The organism is Pseudomonas saudimassiliensis, assembly GCF_000939975.1.
Lineage (GTDB): Bacteria > Pseudomonadota > Gammaproteobacteria > Pseudomonadales > Pseudomonadaceae > Halopseudomonas > Halopseudomonas saudimassiliensis.
Genome location: NZ_LK391969.1, coordinates 718,705 through 735,844, shown reverse-complemented (window position 1 = coordinate 735,844; position 17,140 = coordinate 718,705). Strand labels below are relative to the sequence as shown.

19 protein-coding genes and 1 tRNA gene are annotated in these 17,140 nt (G+C 61.2%); 17 read left to right on the top strand and 3 right to left on the bottom strand.

The features are described 5' to 3' along the window. Positions 1 to 12 precede the first annotated feature (12 nt). From VG99_RS03510 to VG99_RS03455, 12 genes are all read left to right on the top strand, one after another. Positions 13 to 759 carry a YebC/PmpR family DNA-binding transcriptional regulator gene (locus tag VG99_RS03510; RefSeq protein ID WP_044498340.1) on the top strand — a complete coding sequence of 249 codons (747 nt, stop codon included), beginning with the start codon at positions 13 to 15 and terminating at the stop codon, positions 757 to 759. Between the two features lie 72 nt (positions 760 to 831). Next, on the top strand, positions 832 to 1,362 hold the full coding sequence (gene ruvC / locus VG99_RS03505) for a crossover junction endodeoxyribonuclease RuvC (protein WP_044498339.1): 531 nt from the start codon (positions 832 to 834) through the stop codon (positions 1,360 to 1,362). A 44-nt stretch (positions 1,363 to 1,406) separates the two neighbouring features. Next, on the top strand, positions 1,407 to 2,009 hold the full coding sequence (gene ruvA / locus VG99_RS03500) for a Holliday junction branch migration protein RuvA (RefSeq protein WP_044498338.1): 603 nt from the start codon (positions 1,407 to 1,409) through the stop codon (positions 2,007 to 2,009). Between the two features lie 45 nt (positions 2,010 to 2,054). After that, on the top strand, positions 2,055 to 3,098 hold the full coding sequence (gene ruvB / locus VG99_RS03495; RefSeq protein ID WP_044498337.1) for a Holliday junction branch migration DNA helicase RuvB: 1,044 nt from the start codon (positions 2,055 to 2,057) through the stop codon (positions 3,096 to 3,098). A 78-nt stretch (positions 3,099 to 3,176) separates the two neighbouring features. Then, on the top strand, positions 3,177 to 3,632 hold the full coding sequence (ybgC, locus tag VG99_RS15650; protein ID WP_076939720.1) for a tol-pal system-associated acyl-CoA thioesterase: 456 nt from the start codon (positions 3,177 to 3,179) through the stop codon (positions 3,630 to 3,632). 4 nt (positions 3,633 to 3,636) lie between these two features. Beyond that, positions 3,637 to 4,311: a protein TolQ gene (tolQ, locus tag VG99_RS03485; RefSeq protein ID WP_044498335.1), complete on the top strand. Its 675-nt coding sequence runs from the start codon at positions 3,637 to 3,639 to the stop codon at positions 4,309 to 4,311. A 2-nt stretch (positions 4,312 to 4,313) separates the two neighbouring features. Next, positions 4,314 to 4,760, top strand: coding sequence for a protein TolR (tolR, locus tag VG99_RS03480; protein ID WP_044498334.1), 447 nt, complete (start codon positions 4,314 to 4,316; stop codon positions 4,758 to 4,760). A 14-nt stretch (positions 4,761 to 4,774) separates the two neighbouring features. Beyond that, positions 4,775 to 5,845, top strand: coding sequence for a cell envelope integrity protein TolA (gene tolA / locus VG99_RS03475; RefSeq protein ID WP_044501414.1), 1,071 nt, complete (start codon positions 4,775 to 4,777; stop codon positions 5,843 to 5,845). Further along, entirely contained in the window at positions 5,845 to 7,143 is a 1,299-nt protein-coding gene (tolB, locus tag VG99_RS03470) for a Tol-Pal system beta propeller repeat protein TolB (protein WP_044498333.1), read from the top strand. The genes tolA and tolB overlap by 1 nt, the downstream gene beginning before the upstream one ends. A 44-nt stretch (positions 7,144 to 7,187) precedes the next feature. Further along, positions 7,188 to 7,694 carry a peptidoglycan-associated lipoprotein Pal gene (pal, locus tag VG99_RS03465; protein WP_044498332.1) on the top strand — a complete coding sequence of 169 codons (507 nt, stop codon included), beginning with the start codon at positions 7,188 to 7,190 and terminating at the stop codon, positions 7,692 to 7,694. A gap of 8 nt (positions 7,695 to 7,702) precedes the next feature. Next, on the top strand, positions 7,703 to 8,518 hold the full coding sequence (ybgF, locus tag VG99_RS03460; RefSeq protein ID WP_044498331.1) for a tol-pal system protein YbgF: 816 nt from the start codon (positions 7,703 to 7,705) through the stop codon (positions 8,516 to 8,518). Between the two features lie 112 nt (positions 8,519 to 8,630). Next, positions 8,631 to 8,706 (top strand) — tRNA-Lys (locus tag VG99_RS03455). A 28-nt stretch (positions 8,707 to 8,734) separates the two neighbouring features. On the opposite strand, the gene VG99_RS03450 is transcribed toward VG99_RS03455, so the two are convergent. Next, complete coding sequence (locus tag VG99_RS03450) at positions 8,735 to 9,190, bottom strand: hemerythrin domain-containing protein (protein WP_044498330.1); 456 nt, start codon at positions 9,188 to 9,190, stop codon at positions 8,735 to 8,737. 166 nt (positions 9,191 to 9,356) lie between these two features. Between VG99_RS03450 and VG99_RS03445 the strand changes: the two genes are divergently transcribed. Both VG99_RS03445 and VG99_RS03440 read left to right on the top strand, forming a co-directional pair. Next, a complete protein-coding gene (locus VG99_RS03445) occupies positions 9,357 to 9,818 on the top strand; it encodes a PA2169 family four-helix-bundle protein (protein WP_204216681.1) in 462 nt (153 codons plus the stop codon). A 12-nt stretch (positions 9,819 to 9,830) separates the two neighbouring features. Then, complete coding sequence (locus VG99_RS03440; protein WP_044498329.1) at positions 9,831 to 10,883, top strand: DNA topoisomerase IB; 1,053 nt, start codon at positions 9,831 to 9,833, stop codon at positions 10,881 to 10,883. Here the strand turns inward: VG99_RS03440 and VG99_RS03435 are convergent. Next, entirely contained in the window at positions 10,875 to 11,522 is a 648-nt protein-coding gene (locus VG99_RS03435; protein WP_044498328.1) for a Yip1 family protein, read from the bottom strand. The two genes, VG99_RS03440 and VG99_RS03435, sit on opposite strands and share 9 nt — an antisense overlap. A 162-nt stretch (positions 11,523 to 11,684) precedes the next feature. Here VG99_RS03435 and nadA point away from each other — a divergent pair, with 162 nt between their 5' ends. After that, positions 11,685 to 12,719: a quinolinate synthase NadA gene (gene nadA / locus VG99_RS03430; protein ID WP_044498327.1), complete on the top strand. Its 1,035-nt coding sequence runs from the start codon at positions 11,685 to 11,687 to the stop codon at positions 12,717 to 12,719. Here the strand turns inward: nadA and VG99_RS03425 are convergent, their stop codons facing one another. Further along, complete coding sequence (locus VG99_RS03425) at positions 12,720 to 14,132, bottom strand: M48 family metalloprotease (RefSeq protein ID WP_044498326.1); 1,413 nt, start codon at positions 14,130 to 14,132, stop codon at positions 12,720 to 12,722. 138 nt (positions 14,133 to 14,270) lie between these two features. Here VG99_RS03425 and VG99_RS03420 point away from each other — a divergent pair, with 138 nt between their 5' ends. After that, a complete protein-coding gene (locus VG99_RS03420) occupies positions 14,271 to 14,531 on the top strand; it encodes a sulfurtransferase TusA family protein (protein WP_044498325.1) in 261 nt (86 codons plus the stop codon). Positions 14,532 to 14,662: 131 nt separating this feature from the next. Further along, positions 14,663 to 17,134 carry a type VI secretion system Vgr family protein gene (locus VG99_RS03415; RefSeq protein WP_082049979.1) on the top strand — a complete coding sequence of 824 codons (2,472 nt, stop codon included), beginning with the start codon at positions 14,663 to 14,665 and terminating at the stop codon, positions 17,132 to 17,134. The last annotated feature ends 6 nt before the right edge of the window (positions 17,135 to 17,140 follow it).

The window sequence follows — 17,140 nt, the reverse complement described above, 5'->3', positions numbered from 1 at the left end:
ATGGAGTTGGTTATGGCTGGTCATTCCAAATGGGCGAATATCAAGCACCGCAAGGCAGCGCAGGATGCCAAGCGCGGCAAGATCTTCACCAAGCTGATTCGTGAGCTGACGGTCGCTGCCAAGCTCGGCGGCCCGGTGCCGGCGGACAACCCCCGGCTACGCGCCGCGGTGGACAAGGCGCTGACCGCCAACATGACCCGCGACACCATTGATCGCGCCATCGCCCGCGGTGTCGGCAGCAACGACGCGGACAACATGGAAGAGCTGACCTATGAGGGCTATGGCTCCGGTGGCGTGGCGGTGCTGGTCGAGGTGATGACCGACAACCGCAACCGCACTGTCAGCGAAGTGCGCCATGCGTTCAGCAAGTGCGGTGGTAACCTGGGTACCGACGGCTCGGTGGCCTACCTGTTCACCCGTCGGGGCCAGATCAGTTATGCGCCGGGTGTCGATGAGGATGCCCTGATGGAAGCAGCCCTGGAAGCGGGCGCCGAGGATGTTGTCAGCAACGATGACGGCTCCTTCGACGTATTCACCGCATTCGAGGAGTTCGGTGCGGTAAAGGATGCCCTGGACAGTGCCGGCTTCACCAGCGAGGCAGCGGAAATCAGTATGATCCCCGCTACCACCACGCCGCTGGATCTGGACACCGCGCAGAAGGTCATTCGGCTGATCGACATGCTGGAGGACCTGGACGACGTGCAGAACGTCTACTCCAATGCCGAGATCCCGGACGACGTGCTGGCGCAGATGGAGTGAGCAAGGCGACCTACTCGATGAAAGGGAGGCGTTGCCTCCCTTTTTCATGTCACCACCGGGGAGACCCAGCAGATGGCCCTGATTCTCGGCATTGACCCCGGTTCGCGGATTACCGGTTTCGGCATCGTCCGCGAAGGCCGCAACGGCTGCGAATACGTCACGTCCGGTTGCATCCGCCTTGGCGATGGCCCTTTTGCCGATCGCCTGAAACAGATTTTCGACGGCCTTGGCGAGCTGATCGGTAACTACCAGCCGGAAGTGCTGAGCATCGAGCAGGTATTCATGGCGCGCAACCCCGATTCCGCGCTCAAGCTCGGCCAGGCCCGGGGTGCCGCAATAGTGGCGGCTGTGCATGCCGGGCTGGAGGTGCATGAATATACGGCCCGCCAGGTAAAGCAGGCGGTGGTCGGTACGGGTGCGGCGGACAAGACCCAGGTGCAGCACATGGTTACCCAGTTGCTGGGACTGTCCGGCACGCCCCAGGCTGACGCGGCCGATGCGCTGGCCATCGCCCTGTGCCATGCCCATTCCCGCGCGCTCAAGGAGCAGGTCGGCGGCGGTGGGGTGATGGGCCTGCGCGGCGGGCGCATGCGGCGCCGCTGAGCTGTCGCGCGGTGCCGTACTATCTTTGAAGAGGACGAAACACGATGATTGGCCGGCTTTCAGGCATTTTGCTGGAAAAACAACCGCCGCACATCCTGCTGGATGTGAATGGCGTGGGCTATGAACTGGACGCCCCCCTGAGTACCTTCTATCGGTTGCCGGCGATTGGCGACAAGGTCACCCTGCACACCCATCTGGTGGTGCGTGAGGATGCCCAGCTGCTCTACGCCTTCGCGGAAAAGCGCGACCGCGCATTGTTCCGTGAGCTGATCAAGCTCAACGGCGTTGGACCGAAGCTGGCGCTGGCGTTGATGTCCGGGTTGGAGGTAGATGAGCTGATTGGCGCCGTCCAGGCCCAGGACACCAGTGCCCTGACCCGCGTACCCGGCGTCGGCAAGAAAACTGCAGAGCGCCTGCTGGTGGAGCTCAAGGACAGATTCAAGGCCTGGGAAGATATTCCCGGTGCTGCCGTACCCCTGGTCACCGGCACCGCGCCGGTTGCTGTGTCCGGTACCGCTGATGCGGTCAGTGCCTTGATCGCGCTGGGGTACAAGCCCCAGGAAGCCAGCCGCGCCGTCGCCAATATCAAGGAGGACGGGCTCAGCAGTGAAGAGTTGATTCGCCGCGCCCTCAAGGGCATGGTTTAATTTACCGGTTGATCGAACCATCAATCGAAGCACCACGGAAGCCCCATGCTGGAAGAAGACCGTTTGATCGCCGCCGCGCCCCGGCAGCAGGAAGAAATCATTGATCGGGCCATCCGTCCGTATCGCCTGGCTGATTACATTGGCCAGCCTGCCGTGCGCGAGCAAATGGAGCTGTTCATGGCGGCCGCCCGAGGTCGCAGCGAAGCCCTGGATCATGTGCTGATCTTCGGCCCGCCGGGGCTGGGCAAGACCACCCTGGCCAATATCATCGCCCAGGAGATGGGGGTGAAAATCAAGAGCACCTCGGGTCCGGTGCTCGAACGCGCTGGCGACCTGGCGGCGATGCTGACCAGTTTGGAAGCGGGGGATGTGCTCTTTGTCGATGAGATTCACCGCCTGTCGCCGGTAGTCGAAGAAATTCTCTATCCGGCGATGGAAGACTATCAGCTCGACATCATGATTGGCGAAGGGCCGGCCGCGCGTTCCATCAAGCTCGATCTGCCACCCTTCACCCTGGTCGGTGCCACCACCCGCGCCGGCATGCTGACCAACCCGCTGCGTGACCGCTTCGGTATCGTCCAGCGTCTGGAGTTCTATGGTACCGAGGACCTGGCGACCATCGTTTCCCGTTCCGCCGGCATCCTCGGACTCAAGATCCACCCCGATGGGGCCTTCGAGATCGCGCGCCGCTCCCGCGGCACGCCGCGGATCGCCAATCGACTGCTGCGCCGGGTGCGCGACTACGCCGAGGTACGTGGGCAGGGCAGTATTACCCGGGAGATTGCCGACAAGGCACTGGACCTGCTGGACGTGGACGCCCAGGGCTTCGACCATATGGACCGCCGCCTGCTGCTGGCGATGATCGACAAGTTCGACGGCGGGCCGGTGGGTATCGACAGCCTGGCCGCGGCGATCAGCGAGGAACGGCACACCATCGAGGACGTGCTGGAGCCTTTCCTGATTCAGCAGGGCTTCATCATGCGCACGCCGCGGGGCCGGGTCGTGACCCGGCACGCCTATCTGCATTTCGGCATGAATCTGCCGGCGGCGATGGAGCAGCAGCCGGACCGGGATCTGTTCAGCCAGTAAGGTCCGCCGCCCCCGTATAAAAATATTTTCGATTTGGAGGCAAAGCCGCTATGCAAACCCTTAGCTTGGCCCTACATTATGCGATCTGACATTTCAGGGCAGCCATTCGCGCTCAGAGCCCGTGTCTATTTTGAGGATACCGATGCCGGCGGCATTGTTTACTACGTCAACTATCTGAAGTTCATGGAACGTGCCCGCACCGAGCTGGTTCGTTCCCTGGGGTTTGATCAAAGCGCGCTGCAACGCGAAAACATCATCTTTGTCGTCCATTCGGTAAGCGCCCGTTACCACGCACCTGCGTGCCTGGACGATGAACTTGTTATCAGCGCTGATGTCTTGGAACTCAAGCGTGCAAGTGTCCGCTTCGCTCAGCAGGTTCGGCGAACGGATGGAAAATTGTTGTGTGAAGGGGAAGTGTTGGTGGCCTGCGTCAGCGCCGATCGCTACAAGCCCAGAATGATTCCAGCTGCCCTGGGCGCCGCCTTCGGGACGCGACAAAGCAGCCAAGAAGGAGAAGTGGATAGTGCAACCTGATCAAATGTCGATGTGGCACCTCATAAGCAGTGCCAGTGTGCTGGTGCAGTTGGTGATGCTGACCCTGCTGGCGGCGTCTGTCGCTTCCTGGGTGCTGATCTTCCAACGTAGCACGGTGCTGCGCTCGGCCAAGAAAACCCTGGATGATTTCGAGGACCGGTTCTGGTCCGGTATCGATCTGTCCAAACTGTATCGCCAGGTCACCGGCAATCCTGATCCCGACTCCGGGCTGGAGCAGATCTTCCGTGCCGGCTTCAAGGAATTCTCGCGCATGCGCCAGCAGCCAGGCGTGGATCCGGAAGCGGTCATGGACGCCGTGCAGCGTTCCATGCGGGTGGCTATCTCCCGTGAAGAAGAGCGCCTCGAACAGCACCTGCCGTTCCTCGCGACCGTGGGTTCCACCAGTCCATATATCGGCCTGTTCGGTACCGTCTGGGGCATCATGAACTCCTTCCGCGGCCTGGCTACCGTGCAGCAGGCGACCCTGGCCACCGTGGCCCCGGGTATTGCCGAGGCGTTGATCGCCACGGCCATCGGCCTGTTCGCCGCCATCCCGGCGGTAATCGCCTACAACCGCTTTGCGGCCCAGTCGGAAAACCTGATCAATCACTACTACACCTTTGCCGATGAGTTCTCCAGCATCCTGCATCGCCGCGTGCATGCCAGCGAAGGGGAGTGAGCATGCTACACAGAGGCAGACGCCAGAAACGTAAACCGGTTGCCGAGATGAACGTCGTGCCCTATATCGACGTGATGCTCGTGCTGCTGGTGATCTTCATGGTGACGGCGCCGATGCTCAACCAGGGCGTGAAGGTCGACCTGCCGCAGGTGGCCAGTGAGGTCCTGCCGTCCGACTCCAACCAGCAGGTGCTGACATTATCGGTCCTGGCCGATGGCACGTATTACTGGAACCTGGGTGAAACCGTGGATACGGAGAATCAGACCGACAGCGCCGTGTCGCTGGAGGAAATGACCGACGGCGTGACCAAGGTCATGCGGGCGCGCCCCGACACCCTGGTTTACATCCGTGGTGACCGCGATGTGAATTACGGCGTCGTTGTTACTGCAATGGCTTCCCTGCAGCAGGCAGGCGTGCCGAATGTCGGCCTGATTACCGAGGCACCGTGAACAACCGCGACCCCATGCCCTCATCCGGTCAGGACCGTTTCACCGCATCGATTATCAAGGCGGTGGCGCTGCACCTGTTGGTGCTGGTGTTCCTGTTCGTGTCCTTCAGTTCGGCACCGGAATTCGAGCCGGCCAAGCCGATCGTGCGGGCGACGCTGGTGCAGTTGAACTCGAAGAGCCCGGCGACGACCCAGACCGATCAGAAGATCGCCGGGGAAGCCCAGCGCACCGCCGCCCAGCGCCACGAAGCCGAAGAGCTGCAGCGCGAGCAGCAGAAGCGCCAGGAAGCGCAGGAAGCCGCCCAGCGTGCTGCCGCCGAACAGCGTCAGGCCGAGGCAGCTGCTGCTGCGGCCAAGGCGACCGAGGCCAAGGCGGCCCAGGATAAGGCGGCCGAGGAACGTCGGCAGGCCGCGCAGGTCGAACAACAGAAGGCGGAGGAGGCCAAGCGCCAGGCGGACGCCGCGAAGAAGCTGGCCGAAGCCGAAGCCGCGAAGCAGAAGGCCGCCGAGGAAGCCGCCAAACGCAAGGCGGCGGAAGACGCGAAGAAGGCCGCGGACGCCAAAGCCGCCGAGGCCAAAAAAGCAGAAGAAGCCAAACGCAAGGCAGCGGAAGAGGCCAAGCGCAAGGCTGATGCCGAAGCGGCGGCCAAGAAGGCCGAGGCAGACCGGGTGGCCAAGCTCAAGCGTGAGCAGGAGGAGGCCAAGGCCAAGGCGCTGGCCGAGCTGCTGGCCGACGATACGCAATACCAGCAGGCTCAGGCCGATCAGGTTGGCGATGAGGTAGCTGCCAGCTACGATGATGTGATACGCCGCTATGTCAGTGAGCAGTGGCGCCGCCCGCCGACTGCGCGCAATGGCATGGTGGTCGAGGTGCGGATCAGCATGTTGCCCTCGGGCGACATAACCGATGTGGTGGTACTGCGCTCCAGTGGTGACGCCGGCTTCGACCAGTCGGCGGTACAGGCTGTGCGCAACGTGGGCCGGATCCCGGAAATGCAGCAGTTGTCCCGGGAAAGTCCGTCGACCTTCGATCGTTTGTATAGGCAGCGTACCCTACGCTTCAAACCAGAGGACTTGGCATTTTGATGAAAACCATGAAGTACTGGCTCACCTGTGCTGCCATGCTGTTGCTGGCACAGACGGCGCTGGCTCAAGAGGCCATCGAAATCACCCGGGGCAGCGACAAGGCTACGCCTATCGCGGTCGTTCCTTTCGGTTGGCAAGGCGGTGCGCCCCTGGCTGAAGACATCGCCCAGATTACCGGCAACGACCTGCGCAACTCGGGGATGTTCACCCCGTTCGCCCGGGAAAACATGCTCAGCCAGCCGACCCGCGCCGAGGAGATATTCCCCCGCGACTGGAGACTGCTGGGGGTGGAGTACGTTCTGGCTGGAGAGGTGACCAGCACTGGCTCGGGCTACCAGGCGCAATACCACCTGTATAACGTCGCTCGGGAGCAGGTAATCCTGTCGCGCACGGTAAGCGGCAGCCAGAACCAGCTGCGGGATATGGCGCACAAGATCAGCGATGAGGTCTTCGAGCACATTACCGGCATCAAGGGTGCGTTCAGCACCAAGCTGCTGTACGTGGCAGCGGAACGCTTCTCGGCGGACAACACCCGGTACACCCTGCAGCGCTCCGATTACGACGGCGCACGCGCGGTAACTCTGCTACAGTCACGCGAGCCGATCCTGACCCCGTCCTACGCACCGGATGGCCAGCGTATCGCCTACGTGTCTTTCGAATCGCGGCGGCCGGAAATCTTCATTCACTACGTCCAGACCGGACGCCGTGAGCGCATCACCAATTTCGAAGGGCTTAACGGCGCGCCAGCCTGGTCGCCAGATGGCCAGCGTCTCGCATTTGTGCTGTCACGTGACGGCAACCCGGAAATCTACGTCATGGAATTGGCGACTAAACAGATGCGCCGGGTAACCAATCACTTCGGTATTGATACCGAGCCGGACTGGCTCGATAACAACACCCTGGTGTTTACCTCCGATCGTGGGGGGCGGCCGCAGATTTATAAACAGAGTCTGAATAATGGCAGTACTGAGCGCCTTACGTTCGTGGGCAACTATAATGCCAATGCCAAAGTGTCAGTGGATGGCCGCACCATGGTCATGGTTCACCGGCAGGACGGCTACAGGAATTTTCATATTGCCACCCAGGATCTGGAAAGAGGCAATCTGAAAGTATTAACAGAAACGTCATTGGATGAGTCGCCTACTGTCGCACCCAACGGCACTATGTTAATTTACGCTACCCGTCAACAGGGACGGGGTGTACTTATGCTGGTTTCGACCAATGGTCGTGCACGGTCGGAGATTCCGACGAAGTTCACAGACCTGCGCGTACCATCATGGTCCCCATACCTGCCATAGGGTATACCAACACTAAACCAAATGGGGTTTATCAGGAGTCTATGATGGAAGTTATCAAGTTCGGCAAGTTTGCAGCTCTGGTTGTCGCTTTCGGCGTTGTGGTTGGCTGTTCTTCCAAGGGCGGCGATGCAGCCGGCACTGGCGCAGTCGATCCGAACGCTGGCTACGACAGCTCCGCTTCTTCCTCGGCTGGTGCCGGCAGCGTCAGCAGCGAAGAAGCTGCTCTGCGTGCCATCACCACTTTCTACTTCGAGTTCGACAGCTCCGAGCTGAAGCCTGAAGCCATGCGCGCCCTGGACGTACACGCCAAGGATCTCAAGGCCCAGGGCAACCGCGTAGTGCTGGAAGGCCACACTGACGAGCGTGGTACTCGCGAGTACAACATGGCTCTGGGTGAGCGCCGTGCGGCCGCCGTACAGCGTTACCTGGTTCTGCAGGGCGTATCTCCCGCTCAGCTGGAACTGGTTTCCTACGGTGAAGAGAAAGCAGCTGTTACTGGCACTGGCGAAGAAGCCTGGGCTCAGAACCGTCGCGTAGAACTGCGTAAGTAAGAGGTCGCATGAAAGGGTATCAGGGATTAGTGCTGGGTTGTCTGCTGCTGCCGGTCACGGCAATGGCCCAAGTTCCGGTAATGGAAGGCTCGGGCGGAAACGCTTCGGGCTACCCGACGCAGGCGCCGTCACTGCCTGATACCCGATCGTCCTCGGCTGGCCTCTCGGTAGAGGGCCAGCTTATGCAGCAGCTGTATCAGATGCAGCAGGAGGTCTCCATGCTGCGTGGCCTGCTCGAAGAGCAGGAGCATCGACTGAAGAAGTTGGAAAAGGATCAGCTTGATCGTTATCAGGACATTGATCGCCGACTTTCCTCGATTTCCGCAGGATCGCCCGCGCCGTCAGGCTCGAGCGCCCCTGCCAATGGTAATACCCTGCCGCCGGTGACACCGGCTGGCAACGCCCCGGCGACCGGAGCGGCCCCGCAGGCATCCGCCGAGGCGGACCCCGCCCGTGAGAAGCTGCTCTATGAAGCCGCGTTCGATCAGGTCAAAGCGCGCGACTTTGAAAAGGCCGAGATGGCCTTCAATGCCTTCCTGCGTCGCTACCCGAATAGTGATTACGCCGGCAATGCCCAGTATTGGTTGGGTGAGGTCTACCTGGTCCAGGGTAGTCTGGAGTCGGCGGGGCAGGCTTTCGCCAAGGTGATCAGCCAATACGCTGGCCATCGCAAGGAATCCGATGCGCTGTATAAACTGGCCGAGGTGGAGCGGCGCTTGGGCAATTCGACCAAGGCTGCCCAGCTCTACCAGGAGGTACTGGACAAGCACCCGGATGCCTCCGCCGCGCAACTGGCTCGCCGCGAGCTGAACAACCTCCAGTAATATTGCCGCCTGGCGAAAAAGACCGGTGTGCGGGGGATCGGGCACACCGGAAAAAAATTCAAAAAAATTCTTGAGTTTCAGTGATAAATCAGTAAGATATCGCGCATCGAAAGGGTCGTTAGCTCAGTTGGTAGAGCAGTTGGCTTTTAACCAATTGGTCGTAGGTTCGAATCCTACACGACCCACCATTTCGCGCCTGATAGCACTCCATGTTATTCAGGCTGCCTTCTTCAGGCTTTTCTTCTTTTCCTCCATTTGCTTGCCCAACGTTTCCAGTTGCTCTTCGCTCATCAATTCGGTGGCGGTGGCGAACATCTCTTCTTCTTCCTCTTCGATATGATGCTCAAGTAGCTCCTTGAGGACCTTGATGCGTCCGGAGAATTCCACGCTGCCGGGGTCGGTTTTGAGCAGGTCAGGCAATACCAGGGCTTCGACCGCACGGTGTTCTTCCTTTGCCTCGTGGTACATCTTCAGCTCTTCCTTGGCTCCGGCCTCCTTGAAGGCGGGATAGAAGTCTTCCTCTTCAATGGTGGTGTGGATACTCAGCTCCATTTCGATCTTCTTCAACAGTTCTGCGCGTTTCTTGAAGGCGCGCTCGCTGGTGGAACTGATCTCTTCCAGAAGTTGCTTGACGACCTCATGGTCGGCTTTCAAAAGTTCAATGGCGTTCATTTTTTATCATCCTCATCAGTTGGGCGGTACCCAAGGATTTGGACGGTTTCGGTGCGCGGCTGTTCAGACTATTTGCTCGGTTGGCATGGATTGAAATCAGATGGAACCCGCTCCGCCTGCGCGGGGTCAGTTGTATACCACTCAGCGTAATAGCAGGAGTTGTTTCATGAATGCCATTGATACCAAAGAAATTATTTCTACCCTGAACGATCTGATCGAGACCAGCAAGGACGGCGAAGAAGGCTTCCGCGTCTGCGCCGAGGACATCAAGCGTCCCGAACTGAAGCAGCTGTTCACCGAGCGCGCCGCGGGCTGCGCCAAGGCTGCCCAGGAGCTGCAGGCCATCGTGATCCGTCTGGGCGGTGACCCTGAGGACAGCACCAGCATGAGCGGTGATCTGCACCGCCGCTGGGTTGATCTGAAATCCCTGATCACCGGCAAGGATGACGAGGCCATCCTCAACGAGTGCGAGCGCGGTGAAGACGTGGCCAAGAAGAGCTACCGTCAGGCGCTGGAAAAGGCGCTGCCGGAAGATATTCGCCAGGTAGTTCAGCGTCAGTATGACGGTGTACTGCGTAACCACGACCAGGTGAAAATGCTGCGCGACGCCGAACGTGCCCGCAGCTGATATGTAACTGCGATGAAGCCGGCGGCCTCGGAATCCCCAGACTGGTGTCCGCCGGCGCTTCATTATGTCACCGACAGCGCGCCGGGCTACAGCCGCAAGGTGCTGGACGGCGTCGCTGCCTATTTTGATGAAGAAGGCCGTCGCATTCGCGATCAGGCTGTTATCCAACGAATCAACGCCCTCGCCATTCCCCCGGCCTATCGGGACGTCTGGATCTGTCGCGATCCCCTGGGCCATCTCCAGGCCACCGGACGCGATGCCCGTGGGCGCAAGCAATATCGCTATCATCCCCTCTGGCGGGAAGTACGTGACGCGGCCAAGTATGAACGGCTATTGGCGTTCGGTAACGCCCTGCCCAAGTTACGGCGGGAGCTGGACAAGCGTCTCCGGGTCCGCGCGCTGAAGCGCGAGAAGGTGATCGCTGCGGTCATCATGCTGCTCGACGAGACCTGCGTCCGGGTGGGCAATCAGGAGTACGCCCGGCAGAACAAATCCTACGGCCTTACCACGCTGCGCAACCGGCATCTGACCCTGCGCGGCGACAGCATCCGCTTCCGCTTCCGTGGCAAGAGCGGCGTGGAGCATCACATCAATCTGCGTCATCCGCGCCTGGCGCGGGTGCTGCGGCGCTGCAAGGAATTACCGGGCCAGCATCTGTTCCAGTATCTGGATGACGAGGGCCACCCCTGTTCGGTCAGCTCATCGGATATCAATCAGTGCTTGCGGGAGATCACCGGTGGGGATTTTACCGCCAAGGATTACCGTACCTGGGCCGGCAGCAGTCTGGCCTTGGCCAGCCTGCGCCAGTTGGTTGCCGAGGGGCGCAAGCCGAGCAAGCAGGCGGTGGCCGAGGTCGTCAAGGACGTAGCAGGGGAGTTGGGGAATACCCCGGCGGTATGTCGCAAGTGCTATATCCACCCGGCGATTCTGGATAGCTATCTGCGCGGTGAGCTCGATGGAGTGCGCTGGAGCAAGGGGCGAGCCAGGCGCCGCTGGCTCAAGCCGGAGGAAGTGGATCTACTGGTGTTTCTGCAGGGCTGCTCGGCAAGCCAGGCGTCAGGGTGACGCCGGCTCGTTATCTTGTTCGATACGCTCCTCGACACCCTGATATTCACCCGGTGGGGAAACCGCCCGCCAGCTTTCCAGATAGAACAGGCCGACGCTAACGATGGCCAGCAAGCCGATGGCAAGGATGCAGGTGGCATAGAAATACGCCTTGCTCTTGCTCAACCGCATGAAGATCGGCAGCCCGAGGTACAACTGCAGGGTCGAATAGCTGCCAATGACGCCCAGGGCGAGCACCATCAACCAGCGCTGGGGCAGCAGGGCCGCCAGGGCACCCAGCATGAAAGGTACGGACAGGAAGGTAGCGAATGCCATGCCCCGTAGCACCGAGGGGCGCACCGGCGTGCGGAACAGAACCCAGCGCACCATGAAGCCCATGATGACCGCATTGCTGACATAGGCCAGCCACACCGCCAATGCCAGCAGCGCTGCGCTGTACGGGCTGAGGAATTTCTCCTGGTCTGCGCCGAAGAATTCCCAGCCGGAGATGGCGCCACCGTAATAGGCGCACAGGGCGGGTATCAGCGAGCCGATCAGCAGCAGGGGAATGAAGCCGCCGGGGCTGCGTTCGATGTCGTCGTGGATGCGGTTCCAGGTTGCGCTGGGCGCGTAGAAAAGACCGGGTACGTGTCTGAACATGGGAGTCCTGCCTCGTCATAAGTGTCTGTCCCAGAGACACCGGTATCCAGCGCCTCCCTAATCCTTGACTCGCCTCGCTCAGCGGAGTTCCGGTTGGGTAATCGGTAGAACCGGGCGACCGTGGTATGATGTCGCCCGTTCCATTCCCGGAGGGGTTGTTAGATGTCTCAGATTTCCGAAAGGTTGCTGGTGCAGGCCCATCTGGCTGCGAAGCAGCCTGCGCCGCTGACCGATACCGAGCGGGCCGACTACAAGGTTCGCATCGCCACGGCACTGAAGGCCCATGACGCGGTACTGGTTGCGCATTACTACACTGACCCGCTGCTCCAGGAGCTGGCGGAGGAAACCGGCGGTTGCGTGTCCGACTCACTGGAAATGGCCCGCTTCGGCAAGAATCATCCGGCCAGCACCCTGGTGGTAGCCGGCGTGCGCTTCATGGGTGAAACGGCGAAGATCCTCAGCCCCGAAAAGCGGGTGTTGATGCCCACCCTGGACGCTACCTGCTCGCTGGATATCGGCTGTCCGATTGACGAATTCTCCGCTTTCTGTGATCAGCACCCGGACCGGACCGTGGTGGTGTATGCCAACACCTCCGCTGCGGTAAAGGCGCGGGCCGACTGGGTAGTTACCTCCAGCTGCGCGTTGCCGATTGTCGAAAGCCTGATGGACCGGGGCGAGAAGATTCTCTGGGCGCCGGACAAGCACCTGGGCGGCTATATCCAGAGCAAGACGGGTGCTGACATGCTGCTGTGGGATGGCGCCTGTATCGTCCACGAGGAGTTCAAGGCCAAGGCCCTGCTCGATCTCAAGGCAGTCTATCCGGATGCGGCCATCCTGGTGCACCCGGAATCCCCGGCCTCGGTGGTTGAGCTGGCGGATGTGGTCGGCTCGACCAGCCAGCTGATCAAGGCGACCCAGGAGCTGTCGAACCCGACCTTCATCGTGGCGACCGACAAGGGCATCTTCTACAAGATGCAGCAGGCTGCGCCGGGTCGACGGTTGATCGACGCGCCCACTGCGGGTGACGGAGCGACCTGCCGCAGCTGCGCCAACTGCCCGTGGATGGCTATGAACACCCTGCCACGGGTGCTGCAGAGCCTGGAGCAGGGCACTAACGAGATTCTGGTACCGGAGGCGTTGATTCCGGCCGCGGTGCGCCCGCTGGAGCGGATGCTGGAATTTACCCGCAACCTCTGATCAGAAGCTCTTGATGATCTCCCGCCGACGCGCGACCTCTTCCTTGCGCGCGTTGATGCGGGAGCTCTCGACAAAATTGTCGGCGCGCTTGAGCGCCTCATCCAGCTGCTGGTCGGCCTGATCCAGGTCGCCGGCCAGCATGAAGTATTCCGCCCGCGCCTGGTGCACGCCGAGGATATTCTTGGCCAGCCCGCGAATTTCCGAGACCAGATACCACACGTCCGGGTCCTCCGGGCGAAGCCGTGCCAGGTGATCGGTAACTCGTTCAGCCCCTTTGTAGTCGCGCTGGCGCAGCAGGATATCGGCCTTGGTGTTGAGTAGCGGATAGTTGTCAGGCCGGGTGGCAAGCAGACGATCGATGCGTGCCAGGGCGTCGCCTTGCTGGCCAAGACTGCTGTCGAGCTCGACCTTGGCCAGTTGCACGGCGATGTTGTTCGGATATTGCTCCAGTAGCGGCTCCAGCTCCGCCGCCGCCTCAGCCTGCTGGCCACTGCGGATCAGCGCCAGGGCCAGGCCGTAGCGCGCAGCGTTGTGCTCACCCTGATGACCGTCCAGCAGGGCGCGGAAGCGACGCGCGGCCAGGCCGGGGCTTTCCTCGTAGAAGAGTTGCACCCGGGCGCGCATCATCTGGTAATAGAGGCTGTCCTTGCGCCCCTCGCCGCCGAGCTGGTCGGCGCGGGCGCGGGAATCGGAAATTCGCGACTGGCTGACCGGGTGGGTCAACAGGAATTCCGGCGGAGTACGACTGAAGCGGCTCAACTTGGCCAGCCGCTCGAACATTTCCGGCATGGCCTCGGGGGCGAAGCCTGCTGCCTGCAGGTTGAGCAGGCCGATGCGGTCAGCCTCCTGCTCGTTCTGCCGGGAAAAGCGCCGTTGCTCCTGGATCGCTGCCGCCTGGGTCGAGGCCAGGGCGGCGAAGCCGGCATCACCGCCGCCGCTGGCAGCCAGGACAATACTGGCCAGCATCGCGGTCATCAACGGTATCCGGTTCTGCTGCTGGTGCTGCAGCCCGCGGGCGAAGTGGCGCTGCGACAGGTGAGCCAGTTCGTGGGCCATGACCGAGGCAAACTCCGCCTCGGTATGGGCGTGCAGGAACAGCCCGCCGTTGACGCCAATGATGCCGCCGGGGGCAGCAAAGGCGTTGAGCTGGGGGCTGTCGATGGCCACGAAGGTCAGGCGCCGGTCATCCAGCTGGCTGGTTTCCGCCAGTCCGAAGACGTGACCTTCGATGTAATCCTTCAGCAGCGGATCTTCCAGCGTCCGCACCGAGCCCCGGAGCATCGACAGCCAGGTGCGACCGAGCTGGTATTCCTGTTCCCGAGACATGATCGAGGAGCTGGTGTCGCCCAGCGAAGGCAGGTTGAATTCAGTGGCCAGCAGCGGTGTCGATACCGGCACCGCCAAGGCAGTCATGACCGAAAACAGTAGAGCTTTGACAGGCACGCGGGCCGTTTTGATACATTGCATGAAAACACTCTAACCCGTTTCTGTTTCAGGTGTCTGCCGCTTGCTCCGCGAGGGTATACTCGCGGGCTCAACGGGAGTGTAAGCATGGTTGATGAAAAAAGTGAACTGCCGGCTGATCAGTCGGTGGATGCCCGCGGGCTATCCTGTCCCTTGCCCTTGCTGCGCGCCAAGGTAGCACTCAATAGCATGGAGGCGGGGCAGGTACTGCACCTGGCGGCAACGGATGCGGGTTCGCAGCGGGATATCGCCCGCTTCGCGGAGCTCACCGGGCATGCGTTGCTGCGTGCCTACGAGCGCGACGGGGAATTTCATTACTGGCTGCGCAAGGCCGAGTCGTTGCATTAGCTATAGGCCTCTTCTGACCGAGGAGAGTGCTCATTTCTGCCAACTGACTCACAACCCTGGCCCCTGGGGCGGCCTTGGCGGCTGCGGTCTGCTATAACGGCCACTTTGTTCGTCAGACAAAGGGAAACAGGATGTTCGCCCCGGCCAATACTGTCCATTTCAGCCTTGCGATGCCCCACCTGGACCACGACTTCAAGGTGCTGGCCTTCCAGGGTACCGAAGCCATCAGCCAGCCCTACTGCTTCGAACTGGACCTGGTGAGCGAACGGCCGGACCTGGATATCGAAGGGCTGCTGATCCACAGCGTCGCCCAGGGCGAATCCGGCAAACGCCTGACCCGCTACCGCATCACCCTGGTCCCGCGCCTGGCCTACCTGCAGCACGCCACCAACCAGCGCATCTTCCAGCACCGCACCGTGCCGCAGATCATCACCGAGGTGCTCAAGGGTCACGGTATCTTTACCGACAGCTTCCGCTTCCAGCTGCGCGACGAGGGCCCCGAGCGGGTCTACTGCACCCAGTACGATGAAACCGACCTGCACTTCATCCAGCGTCTGTGCGAAGAAGAAGGTATCCACTACCACTTCCAGCACAGCCCCGAGGGACATCAACTGGTATTCGGCGAAGACCAGACCGTCTTCCCCAAACTGGCCCCCACCCGCTTCAACCAGGGCAGCGGCATGGTCGCCGACGAGCCGGTCATCAAGCGTTTCAACCTGCGCCTGCAGACCCGCCCCAGCCACCTCAGCCGCCGCGACTACAACTTCGAAAAACCCCGTCTGCTCATGGCAAGCCAGGCCCAAACCGGCGCCCTGCCTGTTCTGGAAGACTACGCCTACCCCGGCCGCTTCATGGACCGCGCCCGCGGCACCCACCTGGCCACTCGGCAACTCGAAGCCCACCGCACCGACTACCGCCTGGCCCAGGGCTACAGCGACCAGCCGATATTGCTCAGCGGACATTTCCTGGCACTGACCGAGCATCCCCGGGCAGACTGGAATGATCTGTGGTTATTAACCTCCATCAAACACGAGGGCAAGCAGCCCCAGGTATTGGAAGAATCGATCACAGACGCCGACGCTGCAGGCCTGCACACACAAGCCCCCTCTCCCCTTGTGGGACAAGCGCAGCGCAGAACAGCCGCAGGCTGGCCCGAAGGGCGAGCCCCGGAGGGGCGAGTAATGGGCTGGGGAGAGGGGGAAACCCACACCCCCTTCACCCAAGGTTACCGCAACACCTTCACCGCCACCCCCTGGGACGTCACCCACCGCCCCCAGCCCAGGCACCCCAAACAACCCATCAACGGCACCCAAACCGCCGTCGTCACCGGCCCAGACAACGAAGAGATCCACTGCGACCAATACGGCCGCGTCAAAGTCCAATTCCACTGGGACCGCCACGGCCAGGCCAACGACAAAACCAGCTGTTGGTTGCGCGTAGCCAGCAACTGGGCCGGCGACCGCTACGGCGGCATCGCCATCCCCCGGGTGGGCATGGAGGTACTGGTCAGTTTCCTCGAAGGCGACCCCGACCAGCCGCTGATCACCGGCTGCCTCTACCACAAGACGCATCAAGTCCCGTATAGCCTGCCGGAGCACAAGACAAGAAGCGTCTTCAAAACCCTCAGCAGCCCTGGCGGCGAAGGCTTCAACGAACTACGCATCGAAGACAAGGCCGGTGAAGAACAGATCTCCATCCACGCCCAGCGCGACTGGGACCAGAACATTCAGCACGACCAGCACATCCGCGTCGGCAACGAACGCCACGATCGCGTCGAAGCCAACAGCTATACAGAGCTGCTGACTGAGGAACATCACACCACCCACGCCGACCGCAAAACCGAGATCAAGTCAGACGACCACCTAACCGTGGCGGGCAGCCAGCACATCAGGATCGGCACTGGTCAGTTCATCGAAGCCGGCAACGAGATTCACTACTACGCCGGCACCAAACTGGTCATCGACGCCGGCGTGGAGCTGACCGCCAAGGCCGGCGGTAGCTTTATCAAGATCGATCCGAGCGGCGTGACGCTGAGCGGACCTACAATCAGGATCAACTCGGGAGGAGCGGCAGGACAAGGTAGTGGTCTGGACATCCGCTTGCCGGTTGTGCCAACGCTGGCGGCGCTTGATCTGGTCGGCAATCAGCTGGGCACGGCTCGGGCTAATGCAGTGACTACAAAGCTCGAGCCGGAACCGGCCGAGCACCGGTTCAATATGCAATTGTTGGATGTGCCGGGCGACGATGGTTTTCCGCTGGCGTATACCCCCTGGCAATTGGTTGATGGAGGGGGAGAGGTGATCTGTGAAGGCGAGACCGACGAGCAGGGCCTGGTACGTCTGGACGAAGCTCAGCAGCAAGTACTTTCCAATCGCTATCACACAACGGGCCCGATCTGGCTGTGCTATCCAGGCCAGCGTGTGAAATTGAGCATGCATATCGAGAGGGAGAACTGGCATGCAGACAGCGTAGCGATGGCTGCCCTCGATTACAGCGACCATGTCAGCCCCGCTCAATGCAATGCGCCGCTATTTGCCCAGCGAAGCAAAGAGGACAGCCAGTGCGCGGCGGACCTTTATACCCATCTGCAATCCAAGGCTTGATTGACC

Coding starts and splice junctions, on each gene's coding strand:
- ruvC (WP_044498339.1), top strand. CDS start 832: ATGGCCCTGATTCTCGGCATTGACCCCGGTTCGCGGATTACCGGTTTC.
- VG99_RS03435 (WP_044498328.1), bottom strand. CDS start 11,522: ATGTTCAGACACGTACCCGGTCTTTTCTACGCGCCCAGCGCAACCTGG.
- VG99_RS03415 (WP_082049979.1), top strand. CDS start 14,663: ATGTTCGCCCCGGCCAATACTGTCCATTTCAGCCTTGCGATGCCCCAC.
- tolQ (WP_044498335.1), top strand. CDS start 3,637: ATGTCGATGTGGCACCTCATAAGCAGTGCCAGTGTGCTGGTGCAGTTG.
- tolA (WP_044501414.1), top strand. CDS start 4,775: ATGCCCTCATCCGGTCAGGACCGTTTCACCGCATCGATTATCAAGGCG.
- tolB (WP_044498333.1), top strand. CDS start 5,845: ATGAAAACCATGAAGTACTGGCTCACCTGTGCTGCCATGCTGTTGCTG.
- ruvB (WP_044498337.1), top strand. CDS start 2,055: ATGCTGGAAGAAGACCGTTTGATCGCCGCCGCGCCCCGGCAGCAGGAA.
- VG99_RS03445 (WP_204216681.1), top strand. CDS start 9,357: ATGAATGCCATTGATACCAAAGAAATTATTTCTACCCTGAACGATCTG.
- VG99_RS03420 (WP_044498325.1), top strand. CDS start 14,271: ATGGTTGATGAAAAAAGTGAACTGCCGGCTGATCAGTCGGTGGATGCC.
- VG99_RS03450 (WP_044498330.1), bottom strand. CDS start 9,190: ATGAACGCCATTGAACTTTTGAAAGCCGACCATGAGGTCGTCAAGCAA.
- ruvA (WP_044498338.1), top strand. CDS start 1,407: ATGATTGGCCGGCTTTCAGGCATTTTGCTGGAAAAACAACCGCCGCAC.
- pal (WP_044498332.1), top strand. CDS start 7,188: ATGGAAGTTATCAAGTTCGGCAAGTTTGCAGCTCTGGTTGTCGCTTTC.
- VG99_RS03510 (WP_044498340.1), top strand. CDS start 13: ATGGCTGGTCATTCCAAATGGGCGAATATCAAGCACCGCAAGGCAGCG.
- tolR (WP_044498334.1), top strand. CDS start 4,314: ATGCTACACAGAGGCAGACGCCAGAAACGTAAACCGGTTGCCGAGATG.
- VG99_RS03425 (WP_044498326.1), bottom strand. CDS start 14,132: ATGACTGCCTTGGCGGTGCCGGTATCGACACCGCTGCTGGCCACTGAA.
- ybgF (WP_044498331.1), top strand. CDS start 7,703: ATGAAAGGGTATCAGGGATTAGTGCTGGGTTGTCTGCTGCTGCCGGTC.
- nadA (WP_044498327.1), top strand. CDS start 11,685: ATGTCTCAGATTTCCGAAAGGTTGCTGGTGCAGGCCCATCTGGCTGCG.
- VG99_RS03440 (WP_044498329.1), top strand. CDS start 9,831: ATGAAGCCGGCGGCCTCGGAATCCCCAGACTGGTGTCCGCCGGCGCTT.
- ybgC (WP_076939720.1), top strand. CDS start 3,177: ATGCGATCTGACATTTCAGGGCAGCCATTCGCGCTCAGAGCCCGTGTC.